This window comes from Ruania halotolerans (assembly GCF_021049285.1).
Lineage (GTDB): Bacteria > Actinomycetota > Actinomycetes > Actinomycetales > Beutenbergiaceae > Ruania > Ruania halotolerans.
Genome location: NZ_CP088017.1, coordinates 2,574,804 through 2,589,724, shown reverse-complemented (window position 1 = coordinate 2,589,724; position 14,921 = coordinate 2,574,804). Strand labels below are relative to the sequence as shown.

Sequence of the window (14,921 nt, the reverse complement as noted above, 5' to 3'; positions counted from 1 at the left end):
GCTGCTGAGGCGTCTCGGCACGTGAGGTGCGCAGCCTCACTCGTTAGCCTGTGCTGATGTCAGAACCCGCGCTGCGCCGATCCACCCTCACCCTGCCCGGAACGCTCCCGCACACCGACCCGCTCCCGCACCCGAACGAGCTGATCGAGGGCGGCTTCACCCTCGCCGACGATCTGCCACCGGCGATGCACGAGCGGGCCCGGCTGGACCGGCCCCGCTCGGTGCACCCCTCGCTGCAGCAGGACCGGTACGGCCGGGACCGGACGGAGCTGACGCTGGACACCGTGGTGCTCGACAACGGGGTGCTGCGTGCCACCGTGGTGCCCGGCCTGGGCGGGCGGCTTTGGTCGCTGCAGGAGGTGCGGACCGGCCGGGAACTGCTCTACGCCAACGGCGCCTTGCAGCCGGCGAACTTGGCGCTGCGCAACGCCTGGTTCGCCGGCGGCGTCGAATGGAACATCGGCACCAAGGGGCACGCTGCGCACACCATGGCACCGGTGCACGCTGCTCAGGTCACCGGCCCCGACGGCGTTCCTCGCCTTCGCCTGTGGGAGTGGGATCGCCTGCGGGGCGTGGCGTTCCAGGTCGATCTGTGGCTACCGCGCGGCAGCGCCGGGTTGCACGTCTACGTGCGGATCCAGAACCCCGGCGCCACCGCTGTGCCGATGTACTGGTGGTCCAACGCCGCCGTTCCCGAGGCCGCGGACGTCCGGGTACTCGCCCCCGCCCATTCCGCATTCGCCACAGCCGGTGCGGGTCCGGTCCGCCGGGTCAGCGTCCCGAGGCACGACGGCGCGGACGTCACCTGGTCTGCCCGTTCACCCAAGGCCGCGGACTACTTCTTCGATATCGCCGACGGCGAGCTGCCCTGGGTCGCGGCCGTCGCCGGGGACGGGCACGGCCTGCTCCAGGTGTCCTCCGAACGGCTGCGTGGGCGGAAGTTGTTTTGCTGGGGCGCCTCCACCGGCGGCGCGCACTGGCAGGACTGGCTCAGCCCCACCGGTGGCCGGTACCTGGAGATCCAGGCCGGACTGCTGCCGACGCAGTTCGAGCACGTGGCCATGCCTGCGGGCACGCAGTGGGACTGGGTGGAGGTCTACGGGGATGCTGACGCCGACGCGTCGGTGGCGCACGGCGAAGACTGGGCGGCCGCCGTCGGGCATGTGGGGCAGGCGGCCGCACGGCTGCTTCCCGATCCAGACCAGACTCTCGCGGAGGCGCGGGCGGTGGCCGACTGTGCACCGCAGGAACGTCTCGGGATTGGCTCCGGCTGGGGCGCCCTCGAGGTGATGGCCGCTGCGCACGGCCGCCGCGACCTCGCCGTGGCACCCGGCACCCCATTCACCCGCGACATGCTCGATGGTGACAGCGCGCCCTGGGCCGCGATGCTGGAGGACCCGAGCGCTGCCAGCCCCGCCCTTGCCGACGCCGACCCAGGTCGGCCCCCTGCCTCGTACGTGTCCGGAGCGCACTGGGAGGTTGCACTCGGCGACGTCGAACCTTGCTGGGCGCGGGACTACCACCTCGGCGTCCTTGCCCATAGTCGCGGCGCGCTGCACGAGGCCGAGTCCTGGTACCTGTCCTCCCTCGAGCACGCACCCACCGCGTGGGCGCTGCGCGGCGTGGCGCAGCTTGCGGCCGAGCGGGGCGAGCGCGATCAGGCCCTGGATCTGTTCGTCAGTGCCTGGCAGAGCGAGGGGGTGCTCGGCTCAGCGACGGAGCGGACGGTGCTGATCGAGGCGATGACGGCGGCCCTGGCTGCGGGTCGGCCGGCTGTGGCCCTGGAGGTGGCCGAGCAGGCGAGCGGCCGTGTGCGCGCACTGGGACGGGTGCGACTGCTGCGAGCCCGGGCTGCCTGGAGCGAGGGGAGCGCCGCAGGTGCCGCGCTCACCCGGTCCCTGTTGCGCGAAGGGATCGAGGTGCCGGATCTGCGGGAAGGGGAGCGGGAGCTCTCCGACCTGTGGCTGGCCGCGTTCCCCGAGGACCCCGTCCCGGCCTCGTACGACTACCGGATGTTCTAGCGGTTGATCCCCGCCCACCCGAGGGCGCCGGGAAAGCGGACCGATCGGCTCGCCACCGAGGCTGCGTCGGTGATCGCATCGGTGCCGGTTGCCCACCGTCCCGTGGCCACGGCATACGCCCAGGCACCGTGCAGCACGTCCCCGGCGCCGAGGGTGTCCACGATCTCGTTCGCGAGGATCTGGGGCACCGGGACCTCGGTCCGCCCACCGGATGTGCTGTGCACCACGATCGGATCGCCGCCCCGGCTCTGCGCCACGAGCGATGGTCCGCGAGCGGCGACCGCATCGAGAGGGTCGTGCTCGCCGGGCCAGGTGAAGTCGTCGGAGAGCAATGCGGCGTCCACCTGCGCGAGTAGTTCGGCCAACCCGGGCTTATGCGACCCGCCGTCCACCAGCGTGGGGATACCGCGGTCGCGGGCCGCCGCGCAGAGCTCGATCGAGGTGGGGATCAGGTGACCGTCCACGAGCACGGACCCTGCGCCGTCGAGGATCTCGCCGAGTCGAGCCTCGGGCATGGGTGCTGGGGCGAACTCTGGTCCGCCTGGCGGCCGGCGAAGGTTCGTGGAGACCACAGCGCGCTCGCCCGTTCCGGCGGTGACCAGCACCGTGGAGATCGGGGGACCGGCAGTGGCGGCACGGCCGCCCGGGCCGGTGGCGCCCACGTCCTCGACGATGACGCCCCACGCCATCAGTTCGGCACGAGCGATATCGGCCAGCGGTCCGGACCCGAGCGCGGTCACCAGGATGGTTGGCGCACCGAGCGCAGCGGCGGTGAGCGCAGCGTTCGCGGCCGGTCCTCCGACGGCGAGCCGCGCCTCAGAGGCCACGATCTTCTCGTTCGGCATCGGCAACCGGTTCACGACCTGGGTGACATCCAGCGTGGTCAGGCCACAGCAGACAACTGTGCCCGAGACGACGGTGCCCGGATCCGGTCTGCGTGACATGGCGATCCTCTCGATAGACCTGGTGGACGGAGCCTCTCACGCCGCCCGCCCGGGACTCCGCCGCCGATTCGCCTGCTGCTGAACCTGCCCTATCGACGAGCAATTTCGGTGGGCGTGGTGGTGGTGATGTGGCAGACTCGCTCGCATGCTCACGTGCCGATTTATCCAGCCCGCCGGGCTGACGCACGCGCACTGAGTCGACCACACGTGCCGCGCTGAGCTGCCTGAGCGGGCACGCGGGCGCTACGACGCGCCCTCTAGACTCCACTGTGGTCCGCACACCTTGAGGAAGGCAGGCATGTCCACCCCTGAAGTTCCCTCCCCGCTCGATCCCGACGGCGTCGGCGCAGCGCTCAATGCCGCATTGGCAGCCGTCGCCGCCGCTGACGATCTCGACGCGCTGAAGGCTGCCCGCATCGCGCACACCGGTGACAAGAGCCCCCTGGCGCTCGCGAACCGCGAGATCGGCAGCCTCGAGCCCGCAGACAAGGCCACCGCCGGCAAGCTGCTCGGGCAGAGCCGAGGCCGGTTGAACAAGGCCATTGCCACCCGCCAGGAAGAGCTGGAGATCGAGCGCGACGCCCAGGTGCTGCGCACCGAGGCCGTCGACGTCACCGTCCCCCCGCAGCGGATCCCGCGCGGTGCCCGCCACCCCCTGGACGTGGTCATGGACGAGGTGGCCGACTTCTTCGTCGGGATGGGCTGGGAGATCGCCGAAGGTCCCGAACTCGAGCACGAGTGGTTCAACTTCGACGCGCTGAACTTCGGCCCGGACCATCCGGCCCGGCAGATGCAGGACACCTTCTTCGTCGCGCCCGGCAACGCCGGGAGTGACGGCGTGCTGGACGCTGCCGCACCGGACCACCTGGTGCTGCGTACCCACACCTCCCCGGTGCAGGCACGCACCCTGCTCGAGCGGGACCTCCCGGTCTACATCGCCTGCCCCGGCAAGGTGTTCCGCACCGATGAGCTCGACGCCACGCACACCCCCGTCTTCCACCAGGTGGAGGGGCTCGCCGTCGACAAGGGCCTGACCATGGCGAACCTCACTGGTGTTCTGGACCACTTCGCCCGGGCCATGTTCGGCCCCGAGGCGAAGACCCGCCTGCGCCCCTCGTTCTTCCCGTTCACCGAACCCAGCGCCGAAATGGACCTGTGGTTCCCCGCGAAGAAGGGCGGACCGGGATGGATCGAATGGGGCGGCTGCGGCATGGTCAACCCCAACGTCCTGCGCGCCTGCGGTGTGGACCCGGACATCTACTCCGGATTCGCCTTCGGGATGGGAATCGAACGCGCACTGATGCTCCGGCACGGGATTGAGGACATGCACGACATCATCGAGGGCGATATCCGCTTCTCCCAGGAAGGGGTGCGCTGATGCCGCTCATTCCGCTGCCCTGGCTGCGTGAACACACCGAGGTCCCCACCGGGACCACCGCCGAGCAGCTTGCCGCCGACCTGGTCCGGGTGGGCCTGGAGGAGGAGACGATCCACACCTCCGGCGTCAGCGGGCCACTCGTGGTCGGCCGTGTGCTCCAGGTGACGCCCGAGGAGCAGAAGAACGGCAAGACGATCAACTGGTGCCTGGTCGACGTCGGCGCCGAGCACGCCCCGGACTCCGCCCCCGAGGGTGCGCAGGGCTCCGAAGAGGTGCTGCCACGCGGCATCGTCTGCGGTGCGCACAACTTCACCCCCGGCGATTCCGTCGTGGTCGCCCTGCCCGGTGCCGTGCTGCCCGGTGACTTCGCCATCGCCTCCCGGAAGACGTATGGGCACATCTCCGACGGGATGATCTGCTCCTCCGCCGAGCTCGGGCTGGGGGAGGACCACGACGGCATCATCGTTCTGACCGACCCGCCCGCACCCGGCACCGACGCACTCACCCTGCTCGGACTGGGGGAGGAGATCCTGGAGATCAACGTCACCCCGGACCGCGGGTACTGCTTCTCCATGCGCGGGATCGCGCGGGAGTACGCCCACTCCACCGGTGCGCCGTTCACCGACCCTGGCCTGGTCGGCCCGGTGGGGTCGGCCAGCCCGCCGCCGGCCGCTACCGAGGACGGCTTCGCGATCAACCTCGCCGACGACGCCCCGATCCACGGCGTGCCCGGCTGTGACCGGTTCGTGGCCCGGATCGTGCGCGGTGTGGATCCCACAGCGGCGACCCCGGGCTGGATGGCCACCCGCCTCCGGCAGGCCGGGATGCGCCCGATCTCCCTCGCCGTGGACATCACCAACTATGTGATGCTCGATCTTGGTCAGCCGTTGCACGCCTATGACCTCGCCACGCTGGCCGCCCCGATCGTGGTGCGTCGCGCGCGGGCGGGGGAGAAGCTCACCACACTCGACGACGTCACCCGCACCCTGGACCCCGAGGACCTGCTCATCACCGACTCGCCCACGGGTCCGGGCTCGAGGATTCTCGGCCTTGCCGGGGTGATGGGGGGCGCCGAAACCGAGGTGAGCGAGTCCACCACGGACATCCTCGTGGAGGCCGCGCACTTCGATCAGATCACCGTGGCTCGCACTGCCCGTCGGCACAAGCTGCCCAGTGAGGCCGCCAAGCGGTTCGAACGCGGCGTGGACCCGGCCCTGCCTGGCATCGCGGCGCAGCTTGTGGTGGACCTGCTGATCGAGCTCGGCGGCGGCACCGCGGATCCGGCCGTGGCCGACGTGAACGAGACGAGCGCACGGGAACCAATCGCCCTGGACGCGGCCCTGCCCGGCCGGACCGCCGGTGTGGAGTACAGCAGCGAGACCGTGGCCGACACGCTGCGTAGTCTCGGTGCCGAGGTCACGGTCGGTGAGGACCCTGCCGAGGGAGACGGCGAGACGGGGCGTCGTGCGCGCCGCACGCTGACCCTCCAGGTCACCCCGCCGACCTGGCGCCCCGACCTGCAGGTGCCCGCCGACCTGGTCGAGGAGGTCATCCGGCTGCAGGGATATGACCAGGTGCCCTCCGTGCTCCCCGCGGCGCCGCCAGGGCGCGGCCTCACGCTGCGCCAACGATCCCGTCGGCGAGTGGCCGACCTGCTCGCTGACGCCGGACTGGTGCAGGTGCTCACCTACCCGTTCGTCGCTGCCGAGCGACGCGACGAGTTCGGCCTTCCCGCCGATGACGCCCGGCGCCGCTCCGTGCGGCTGGCAAATCCGCTCTCCGAGGCGCAACCGCTGATGCGGACCACGGTGCTGGAGACTCTCGTGGACGCCGCCGTGCGGAATATCGGCCGCGGACTGACCGACCTGGCCATCTACGAACTCGGCCTGGTCACCCTTCCCGACGGCGGTGGGCACGTCTCCCCGCTGCCGGCACTGGGAGTCCGCCCGAGCGATGCCGATCTGGATGCCGTCCGGGCGGCCGTCCCGGACCAGCCGCTACACCTGGCTGCCGTGCTTACGGGGAACCGGGTACCAGCCTCTGTGCATACGAGCGCCCGGCCGGCCGACTATGCCGATGCCATCGACCTGGTCCGCCGGGTGGCCGAGCTCCTCCGGGTCCCGGTGACGGTCACCGCGGATGCTGATACGGCTCCCTGGCATCCGGGCCGGTGCGCCCGGTTCGGCCTGACTGACGGCACGGTTGTCGGGTGGGCCGGCGAGTTGGCCCCGAAGGTGACCCAAGGGCTCGACCTTCCGCCCCGGACCGTGGCGCTCGAGATCGATCTCGCGGCTTTGCTTGATGCGGCGCCGCAGGACCCGAATCAGTTCCGGGCTCTCTCCACCTTCCCAGCCGCCAAGGAGGACATCGCCCTGGTGGTCTCCGACGACGTTCCCGCGGCCGACCTGCTCGCCACCGTCCGCGAGGGTGCCGGTGAATTGGCTGAGGAGGTGCGTCTGTTCGACTCCTACGCCGGTGCCTCCCTCGGTGAGGGCCGTGTGTCACTGGCGTTCTCGCTACGCCTGCGCGCGCCTGACCGCACGCTCAAGGCGGAGGACTCGGCGAAGGTGCGGGACGCCGTCGTGGCGTTGGCGGGCCAGCGGCACGGAGCCGAGCTGCGCAGCTGAGGTACCCCCGCCCGCCTGTCCCCCTCGCGGAGGCGGCAGGCGGGCGGGGGAACGCCGAGTTCTGTTCGAGACAGCTACCGCTCCCGGACAGCGTAGGTCAGGTGCGTCACCCTCGACGATGGCTCCGCGCGGACCTGCTCCAGGGCCACGCGGGCCGCATCCACGCCCTCGAACAGGCGGATTCCGGCGCCGAACAGCACCGGTGCCAGCGCGATCGAGAACTCGTCGACCAGACCGGCGTTCACGTACTCCAGGATCGTGGCGCCGCCGCCCGCGATGCGGACGTCCCGGTCGCCGGCCGCCTCGCGGGCCTGATCGAGCGCGGACTCGATGCCGTCGTTGACGAAATGGAAGGTCGTCCCACCCGGGCGCTCCCAGGGGTCCCGCTGCTCGCGGGTCACCACGAAGACCGGCGTGTGGAACGGCGCCTCGTCCGGCCACGCGTGCTCACCGGCGTCGAACATGCGCTTGCCCATCACGCTCGCGCCGGTGCGTCGATAGGCCTCCCGCACGATGTCATTGTCGCGCCCTTCCTCACCACCCTTCCCGAGCTTGAGGTTCTCGCGGAAGTGCCGCTGCCGGAACACCCACTGCTGCAGCTCCATCCACTGCCGCCCCATCAGCTCCTCGGGTGACTCGGGTGCGATGAACCCGTCCAGTGACATCGACACGCTGAAGAACACCTGTGCGGCCATCAGCCCTGCGCTCCCTTGTGAACGAATTCTGCGACATAGGAAGCCAGGTTGCCCAGGGTCTGCCGGCCACCCTCGATCGCGCCGTGTTTCTCGATCGCCTCGTCGCGCAGTTCCTTGGTGGGGAACACGGTGCACATCTCGATCCGGGTCGCCGCGCCGTCGGGCATGAAGGTCAGCACCGTCTCGAAGGCGTTCGGGTCGTCCCGCGATTCGCCGTGGAGCAGCTCGATCCGCTCCGGCGCGGCGATCCCGGTCCAGGTGATCCACTCGGGGTAGTCCGTCCCGTCCGGTCCGTGCATCACGAAGTCCCACACTCCGCCGACGCGGAACTCAAACGCCCGCGTGGTGGTGGTGAAGCCCTCAGGGCCCCACCACTGGGAGAGGTGCCGCACCTGCGTGAACGCTTCGAACACCAGCTCTCGTGGTGCGTCGATCAACCGGTCGATCACGATCTCGCGGTCGGCTGTTGCCGACGGACCCGGCATTGCTTGTCCGGATGTGCTCATCTGCTACTCCTGCCTCTGCTGTTTCAGGTCTTGTACGTACGCGTCCAAGCGGTCGAAGCTCTCGTTCCAGAACTGCTCGAAGCCGCCGGTCCACTCATGGACTGGTCGCAGCCCGCGGGCATCAAGGCCGTACAGGCGTTGCTTGCCGGCCTTGCGGTCCTGGACGAGCCCGACCTCCCGGAGTACCCGGAGGTGTTTGGACGCCCCGGGCTGGCTGATGCCCAGCTCCTGGGCCAGTTCGGTCACCGGCCGCTCACCCGCCCGCAACAGCACGAGGATGTCCCGGCGTTGCGGTTCGGCGATCGCGTTGAAGACGTCCGATGTCGTTGCTGCGCGTGCCATGGACCAATCGTATTCCCATATCGGAATGCGTCAAGGCAGGGAGTCAGGCGGTCTTCATGGGAGGTGATCAGCGCTCCACCGGCCGGGGGACCAGCACCACGGCCAGCAGGGCCAGTACGGCCAGTGCGATCAGCACCGGAACCCGGGTCTGGAAGGCATCCACCGTCCACCCGGCCAGGGTGGGTCCGACGGCCGAACCGACGCCGCGTGCGAGCGCGTACGCACCGAGCATCAGGCCGACGGACCGGGCGTCCACGAACTCCACCGTGTACACGCTTTCCATCGTGGAGAAGGTGCCCACCCCGATCCCGGCCAACACCACGAAGGCGATGGCCGCCGTCATCGAATCCGAGAACGGCAGCAGCAGCGCTGGCAAGCCGAACAGCAGCAGGCACACCCGCACCACCAGCCGGTGCGGAACGCGGTCGAGGACCCACGGCAGTGGCAGCCGGCCGGCGATCTGGAACGCTCCTCGGGCACCAGCCAACGCCGACGCCATCGCGAGGGTCAGCCCGGCCTCCACCATCGCCGGCACCTGGAAGAGCAGCAGCACCGACATCATCGCTCCGCCGACCACCCCGAGGGCGAGCAACCGCCGCAACCGCGCGTCGCGGATCGCGTAGGCGAGCCCACCGAGCAGGCTGGCACCGGAGCCGTCCGCCCCACCGAGGTGGCGCACCAGGGCAGCCGTCCACAGCATCGCGGCTGCAACCACACACCCGGCCGCCATCATCGTGGGCCGCCAACCCCACTGGGTGGCCGACCAGGCCATCACCGGTAGAAAAACGGTGCTCGCGAAGGCCCCGAAGAGGGTGTTCCGGGTGATCCCCCGCGTGCGCCCTTTCGGGGCCACACGGGCAATGATCGCGTGCGCTAACGCGTAATAGCCGACTGCCCCCACGCACGCTTGGGTGAGGATCGCACCCGCCAAGAACACCGCCGGGCTGCTCGCTGACGCGGCGACCCCGCTGGCTGCCAGCGTGCACCCGGCCGCGACCACGAGCACCAGGTGCGGGCCGAACCGGTCACTGGCCCGCCCGGCAAAGACTGAACCAACCCCAACCAGCAGCAGCGCCACCCCATAGGCGCTGGTGAGCGTGGTCTGGCTCCAGCCGGTCTCCCGTGCAATCGGCTCGATCAGCACGCCGTAGCCGTAGTACCAGGTACCGAAGGAGCACAGCACGAGGAGGCCGAGCGCAACGGTTAACCCGGCGCCAAGCTGCCTATTCACCGAGCATCACGGGATCAGCAGGACCTTCCCCGTGGTTTGGCGTCCTTCGAGGGCGCGGTGGGCGTCGGCGGCGTCGGCGAGTGGGTACCGGGCGCCGATCCGCACGTTCAGCGCGCCCGTGGCGGCGGCGTCGAACACGGCGCCTGCTCGCCACGCCAGCTCGGCCGGGTCGGCGATGTAGTCGAACAGTTTCGGGCGGGTGGCGAATAGCGAGCCCGCCTGGTTCAGCCGTTGCAAGTCGAAAGGTGGCACCTGACCGCTCGCCCCGCCGAACAGGACCAGCATCCCCCGGCGGCGCACGCTCGCCAGGCAGGCGTCGAAAGTGTCTTTGCCGACGCCGTCATAGGCCACCTGCACGCCGTCGCCGTCGGTGAGCTCGCGCACCCGGGCGGGCAACTCGGCGGGGAGGTCGTCGAACTGGTCGTAGCGGATCACCTCGGCCGCCCCGGCGGCACGGGACAGCTCAGCCTTGGAACCGGAGGAGACAGTCGTGATGACCCGTGCGCCACGTGCCACGGCGAGTTGGGTGAGCAGCAGGCCCACCCCGCCGGCACCGGCGGTGAGCAGTACGGTCTGCCCGGGCCCCAGGCGGGTGACGCCGTCAACGAGCATGTGTGCCGTCATCCCTTGCAGTGGGATCGCGGCCGCCGTCTCGGCGTCCAGGTCATCGGGCACCGGAAGGGTCTGGGCGGCGTCCACGAGCACCTGTTCGGCGTAGCTCCCGCTAGCGCTGGCAGCCCAGGCCACCCGATCTCCGACGGCGACCGTGTCCACCCCGGGACCCAGGGCACTCACCACGCCGGACCCTTCTCCGCCTGGGGTCAGCGGGAAGTCCATCGGATACACACCCGAACGGTGATAGGTGTCGATGAAGTTGATCCCAATCGCCTCAGTGCGGACTAGCACCTGGCCAGGTCCGGGCTCCGGCACCGTCCTATCGACGAGGGTCAGGGTCTCGGGTCCGCCCGGCTCGCGGGCCACCATCGCATGCATCACCCCAATCTATGTCCGGAATCAACGGTGGAAGGCACACGCCTCACCGCATGCTGCGGAGCCGGACGTCATGTCCGTCCGTTCGGTGGCGATCGGCAGACGGCGGGTGGGGCTACCCCCACCTGTGAGAGACCGGGAGGCACCCGTGTCCCGAGGCATCCTGCGACAGCAGGCTGGAAGGCATGACCACAACCCTGACCGGGCCGAGAACATCGGTCCCCCCGGAACACTCCGTCTCCCGGGACGGCTTCGTCGACACCCTCCGCGTGTTCGCGATCGTCCTCGTCGTCCTCCAGCACTGGCTGATGCCCGTGATCGCGTACAAGGACGGGCAACTGCACACCGGCAACGCCCTCTCGGCCGATCTCGGCTGGATGATCACCTGGATCAGTCAGGTGATGCCGTTGATCTTCTTCGCCGGCGGTGCCGCTGCCGCGATCAGCCTGCGCCGACGCCGAGCCCAGGGCGCAGTCTCCGACTCCGGTTGGGTGGCGGACCGGGTCCGCCGACTCGCCGTGCCCGTCCTCGGACTCGCTGCGGTGTGGCTTCCCGGACCACACCTCCTGCTCACCCTCGGTGTGCCGGCCGAGCCGGTGATCACGGCCGCACGCCTGGTCGGGGCGCTGCTCTGGTTCCTCGCCGCCTATGTCCTGATCACCATGGCCAGCCCTCTGATGCTCCGGCTCGCCGATACCTGGCGCGGCCGGGAGGTGGCGGTGCTTGCCCTGGGCGCGGTGGTCGTGGATGTGCTCCGGTTCTCCACCGATGCGTCCTGGCTGGGATACGCGAACGTGATCCTCATCTGGGGAGCGGTGCACCAGTTCGGTGTGCACTACGGTTCCGGCAGGCTCACAGCCGTCCGCGGCAGGCGTGCCCTCGCCCTCGCCGCAGCGGGATTCACCGGAACAGCCCTGGCGGTCACCTTCGGCCCGTACCCGCTCTCCATGATCGGCATGCCGGGGGACGCAGTGTCCAATATGAACCCACCGGCAGCCGTCCTGCTCGCCCTCGCGGCCGGGCAGCTCGGTCTCGCCCTCTGGATGCGGCCGATGATTACCCTCTGGGCGGCCCGACGTCCGGTGGCCCGGGGTCTGAGCCGCGCATCCTCCTCGGCGATGACGATCTACCTGTGGCACACGCCGGCGCTCGTGCTGGTGGCCGGTGTGGCCGTACTGGGCTTCGGGCAGCACACCCCTGAGCCGGGCAGTGGCATGTGGTTCACACAACTGCCGCTGTGGTTGACCCTGCTGTCCGTCATGCTGATTGTGCTGGTACGTCTCGCGGCCCGAGTGGAGCGATTCGTCCTGCCCTCGGCCCCTGTTGCACCCGCCCAAGTCGTTGGGGCGTCGCTGCTCGTGGCGTTTGGGCTCCTCGGGCTCACCCTGAACGGGTTCAGACCGGATCTCGCGGCTCCGATCGTGGCCACGGTGGCCATTGCTGCAGGGGTGCTCCTGCTGGGAGCTCCATTGACTTGGTCATCGCAGGCGCGGACCGGCAGGCTGAGCGCATGAGCGCCGTCGAGAAGCCCGCCGAGGCCGATGGTGTGGCACGAACCTCCCTGCTGCGCCGTGCCGGTCGCGAGACGGGCTACCTGCTGCTCAGCCTGCCACTGGCGATCGCCGGGTTCGTGGTCTTCGTCGCGGGGATCTCCATCAGTGCAGGGCTGCTCGTCACCCTGCTGGGGTTGCCGGTGATGGCTGTGGCGCTGGCCGCGAGCCACGGGCTGGGCAACGTGGAACGGCGCCGCCTTGCTGCGCTCGGGCACCCGGTACCCCGCACCCGTGAGTTCCAGACCTCCGAACGTGGAGTGCGCCGCATCCTGACCCGGCTCAGGCACGGGCAGAGTTGGCTCGATCTCCTCTACGGGCTGCTACATTTTCCGGTCTCGATCGCCACCTTCGTGATCGCCGTGGTGTGGTGGGTGGTGGGTGCCGGTACGGCGCTGTACGTCGTCTGGGAGCGGTTCCTGCCCGAGAGCAGCAGCGGGCTGGCTGACCTGCTCGGCTTCCCCGGGCGCGCTGCAGACATCGTGCTGAACACCGTGGCCGGCGTACTCCTGCTGGTCAGCGCGCCCTGGGTGATCCGCGGTCTGGTTGCCGTGCACCGAGCGTTGGCGCGGATCACCCTCGGTGGAACATCCACCGCCGCGCTCCGTGAACAGATCGAGTCCTTGACCCAGTCCCGTGCTGCCGTCGTCGGAGCCGAGGCGGACACCCTGCGCCGGATCGAGCGGGACATCCACGATGGTCCGCAGCAGCGACTGGTGCGGATGAGCATGGACCTGCAGTCCGCCCGCCGCCGGCTGGCTGAGCAAGATCCGGACGCCGCCGGAGCGCTGATCGGTGAGGCGATCGGACAGGTCCAGGCCAGTCTGGACGAATTGCGAGCACTCTCCCGTGGCATCGCGCCCCCAGTGCTTGCCGACCGCGGCCTGCGTGCAGCGATCTCGGCGGTCGCGGCGCAATCGCCGATCCCGGTGGAGCTCGACGTCGCCCTCGAACCGGACCAGAGGCTCACCGCGGCGCGCGAGTCCGCTGCGTACTTCGTGACCACGGAGGCACTCGCCAACGCAGCCAAGCACAGCCGCGCCACGCACGTGCGGGTGTCGGTCTCGATCACCGATGAGGGCGCGCTGGTGGTGCAGATCAGCGACGACGGTGTCGGCGGTGCGCACGTGGGCAAGGGTCACGGGCTCGCGGGACTGGTGGACCGGCTCGCCGGTATCGACGCGCGGCTGCAGGTGATCAGCCCGGACGGCGAGGGGACTCGGGTCGTCGCCATCATCTGAGAGTCCGGACGTGGTGTGCTCCAGCGCGGAGTGCACCACGTCCCGGCTACGATCGCAGCATGCGAGTCGCCCTGGCCGAAGATTCGGTGCTACTCCGGGAAGGACTCGTTCGACTCCTACAGGAGGCAGACTGTGAGGTAGTCGCCGCCGTCGGTGATGGCGACTCGCTTGTGCGTGCTGTCCGCGAGTACCGCCCGGACGTGGCCGTCCTCGACGTCCGGATGCCCCCGTCGTACACCGACGAGGGCCTCCGCGCGGCGCTGACGGTTCGCGCCGAGGCGCCGGGAACGGCAGTGCTCGTGCTCTCCCAGTACGTGGAGGGGTCCTATGCGGACGATCTGCTGGTCAGCGGCGGTGGGGTGGGTTATCTCCTCAAGGATCGGGTCGCTGACCTGGCCGAGCTCACCGACGCCCTGGACCGGGTGGTCGCGGGCGGCACCGTGCTCGACCCCACCGTTGTGGCCCAGCTGTTTGCGGCGAGGCGCCCGCTCCCCGTGCAACGGCTCTCCCCACGGGAACGGGAAGTGCTCGGCCTGATGGCCGAGGGGCGGACCAACGCGGCGATCGCGCGGAAACTGGTGGTCACCGCAAAGGCCGTGGAGAAGCATGTGTCGTCGATCTTCGACAAGCTTGACCTCCCGCCGTCCACGGACGATCACCGGCGGGTACTGGCCGTGCTGACCTGGTTGCGCGAGGCTGCCTCGGACCGCACCGGTGCACCGGTCACCGGTGCGTGACGGCGTCGGCTAGGCGTCGCGCGCGGCGGCGTCGCTGCCGCACCACCAGGAGCACGACCGCGGCGGCCAGTGCGATGGCGCCGACAGCGATCCACCCGGCTGTCCCGAGTGTGCGAGCCATCTCGGGGAGCGCGTTGCGGGCGGTCGCCCCCGCACCCACCCAGAGGCTGGACCAGCTCGCCGCGCCGAGTACCGAGCCGAGGACGAAGCTGCGGTATCCCAGGCCCGCCGCACCCGCGACCGCTGGCACGACCGTGCGCACACCGGGCAAGAGGCGCGATCCGGCGATCGCCCACATGCCGTACGTGCCCATCATGCGCGTGCCGGAGTCCCAGTGTCGTACCCCCACGCGGCGCACCAGGGCGCTCTCCCGCAGCGCGGGCCCGAGCCGCCGTCCGATCAGATAGCCCACATGGTCGCCCAGGCAGGCCCCGACGGCGACCACACCCAGCGCCCAGGCCACGTCGCTTCCTGTCGTGGTCGCTGCACCCAACGCAAGTACTGCCGTCTCGCCGGGGAACGCGATCCCCAGGCCGAGGGCGGACTCGGCGAACGCGAACACTCCGCCCAGGATGAGCATCAACGGACCGAACTGATCGGCGAGACCTGCGAGGAAGGCGTCCATGCCCTCAGCCAACCGGTTGGACAGGGCTGCCACA

Annotated in this window: 13 protein-coding genes; 6 read left to right on the top strand and 7 right to left on the bottom strand. The window is 70.1% G+C overall.

Features of this window, described 5'->3' with window-relative positions; translation table 11 throughout:
* Positions 1–56 precede the first annotated feature (56 nt).
* Positions 57–2,021, top strand: a complete 1,965-nt coding sequence (locus LQF10_RS11455; RefSeq protein ID WP_231063978.1) for a DUF5107 domain-containing protein — start codon at positions 57–59, stop codon at positions 2,019–2,021.
* On the opposite strand, the gene LQF10_RS11450 is transcribed toward LQF10_RS11455, so the two are convergent.
* Positions 2,018–2,965 (bottom strand): PfkB family carbohydrate kinase, encoded by a 948-nt coding sequence (locus LQF10_RS11450; RefSeq protein WP_231063977.1) that lies wholly within the window; start codon positions 2,963–2,965, stop codon positions 2,018–2,020. The two genes, LQF10_RS11455 and LQF10_RS11450, sit on opposite strands and share 4 nt — an antisense overlap.
* Positions 2,966–3,263: 298 nt before the next feature.
* Here LQF10_RS11450 and pheS point away from each other — a divergent pair, with 298 nt between their 5' ends.
* Both pheS and pheT read left to right on the top strand, forming a co-directional pair.
* Entirely contained in the window at positions 3,264–4,343 is a 1,080-nt protein-coding gene (gene pheS / locus LQF10_RS11445; protein WP_231063976.1) for a phenylalanine--tRNA ligase subunit alpha, read from the top strand.
* Positions 4,343–6,970, top strand: coding sequence for a phenylalanine--tRNA ligase subunit beta (gene pheT, locus LQF10_RS11440; RefSeq protein WP_231063975.1), 2,628 nt, complete (start codon positions 4,343–4,345; stop codon positions 6,968–6,970). The genes pheS and pheT overlap by 1 nt, the downstream gene beginning before the upstream one ends.
* A gap of 74 nt (positions 6,971–7,044) precedes the next feature.
* On the opposite strand, the gene LQF10_RS11435 is transcribed toward pheT, so the two are convergent.
* The 5 genes from LQF10_RS11435 to LQF10_RS11415 all read right to left on the bottom strand — a co-directional run bounded on the left by LQF10_RS11435 (position 7,045) and on the right by LQF10_RS11415 (position 10,737).
* Positions 7,045–7,665, bottom strand: a complete 621-nt coding sequence (locus LQF10_RS11435; protein WP_231063974.1) for a dihydrofolate reductase family protein — start codon at positions 7,663–7,665, stop codon at positions 7,045–7,047.
* Entirely contained in the window at positions 7,665–8,171 is a 507-nt protein-coding gene (locus LQF10_RS11430; protein WP_231063973.1) for an SRPBCC family protein, read from the bottom strand. The genes LQF10_RS11435 and LQF10_RS11430 overlap by 1 nt, the downstream gene beginning before the upstream one ends.
* 3 nt (positions 8,172–8,174) lie before the next feature.
* Complete coding sequence (locus tag LQF10_RS11425; RefSeq protein WP_231063972.1) at positions 8,175–8,513, bottom strand: ArsR/SmtB family transcription factor; 339 nt, start codon at positions 8,511–8,513, stop codon at positions 8,175–8,177.
* 67 nt (positions 8,514–8,580) lie between these two features.
* Complete coding sequence (locus LQF10_RS11420; protein ID WP_231063971.1) at positions 8,581–9,744, bottom strand: MFS transporter; 1,164 nt, start codon at positions 9,742–9,744, stop codon at positions 8,581–8,583.
* 6 nt (positions 9,745–9,750) lie between these two features.
* Entirely contained in the window at positions 9,751–10,737 is a 987-nt protein-coding gene (locus LQF10_RS11415) for a quinone oxidoreductase family protein (RefSeq protein ID WP_231063970.1), read from the bottom strand.
* Positions 10,738–10,919: 182 nt separating this feature from the next.
* On the opposite strand from LQF10_RS11415, the gene LQF10_RS11410 reads away from it, so the two are divergent.
* Genes LQF10_RS11410 through LQF10_RS11400 form a run of 3 tightly spaced genes read left to right on the top strand, consistent with a single transcriptional unit; the run spans position 10,920 to position 14,262 of the window.
* Complete coding sequence (locus LQF10_RS11410; protein ID WP_231063969.1) at positions 10,920–12,248, top strand: acyltransferase family protein; 1,329 nt, start codon at positions 10,920–10,922, stop codon at positions 12,246–12,248.
* Positions 12,245–13,525 (top strand): sensor histidine kinase, encoded by a 1,281-nt coding sequence (locus LQF10_RS11405; RefSeq protein WP_231063968.1) that lies wholly within the window; start codon positions 12,245–12,247, stop codon positions 13,523–13,525. The genes LQF10_RS11410 and LQF10_RS11405 overlap by 4 nt, the downstream gene beginning before the upstream one ends.
* A gap of 59 nt (positions 13,526–13,584) precedes the next feature.
* Positions 13,585–14,262: a response regulator transcription factor gene (locus tag LQF10_RS11400; protein ID WP_231063967.1), complete on the top strand. Its 678-nt coding sequence runs from the start codon at positions 13,585–13,587 to the stop codon at positions 14,260–14,262.
* Here the strand turns inward: LQF10_RS11400 and LQF10_RS11395 are convergent.
* Positions 14,249–14,920 (bottom strand): DedA family protein, encoded by a 672-nt coding sequence (locus tag LQF10_RS11395; RefSeq protein WP_231063966.1) that lies wholly within the window; start codon positions 14,918–14,920, stop codon positions 14,249–14,251. The two genes, LQF10_RS11400 and LQF10_RS11395, sit on opposite strands and share 14 nt — an antisense overlap.
* Position 14,921 lies beyond the last annotated feature (1 nt).

Excerpts from the sequence above, each read along its gene's own strand:
- LQF10_RS11455 (WP_231063978.1), top strand. The coding sequence starts at position 57 with ATGTCAGAACCCGCGCTGCGCCGATCCACCCTCACCCTGCCCGGAACG.
- LQF10_RS11450 (WP_231063977.1), bottom strand. The coding sequence starts at position 2,965 with ATGTCACGCAGACCGGATCCGGGCACCGTCGTCTCGGGCACAGTTGTC.
- pheS (WP_231063976.1), top strand. The coding sequence starts at position 3,264 with ATGTCCACCCCTGAAGTTCCCTCCCCGCTCGATCCCGACGGCGTCGGC.
- pheT (WP_231063975.1), top strand. The coding sequence starts at position 4,343 with ATGCCGCTCATTCCGCTGCCCTGGCTGCGTGAACACACCGAGGTCCCC.
- LQF10_RS11435 (WP_231063974.1), bottom strand. The coding sequence starts at position 7,665 with ATGGCCGCACAGGTGTTCTTCAGCGTGTCGATGTCACTGGACGGGTTC.
- LQF10_RS11430 (WP_231063973.1), bottom strand. The coding sequence starts at position 8,171 with ATGAGCACATCCGGACAAGCAATGCCGGGTCCGTCGGCAACAGCCGAC.
- LQF10_RS11425 (WP_231063972.1), bottom strand. The coding sequence starts at position 8,513 with ATGGCACGCGCAGCAACGACATCGGACGTCTTCAACGCGATCGCCGAA.
- LQF10_RS11415 (WP_231063970.1), bottom strand. The coding sequence starts at position 10,737 with ATGCATGCGATGGTGGCCCGCGAGCCGGGCGGACCCGAGACCCTGACC.
- LQF10_RS11410 (WP_231063969.1), top strand. The coding sequence starts at position 10,920 with ATGACCACAACCCTGACCGGGCCGAGAACATCGGTCCCCCCGGAACAC.
- LQF10_RS11405 (WP_231063968.1), top strand. The coding sequence starts at position 12,245 with ATGAGCGCCGTCGAGAAGCCCGCCGAGGCCGATGGTGTGGCACGAACC.
- LQF10_RS11400 (WP_231063967.1), top strand. The coding sequence starts at position 13,585 with ATGCGAGTCGCCCTGGCCGAAGATTCGGTGCTACTCCGGGAAGGACTC.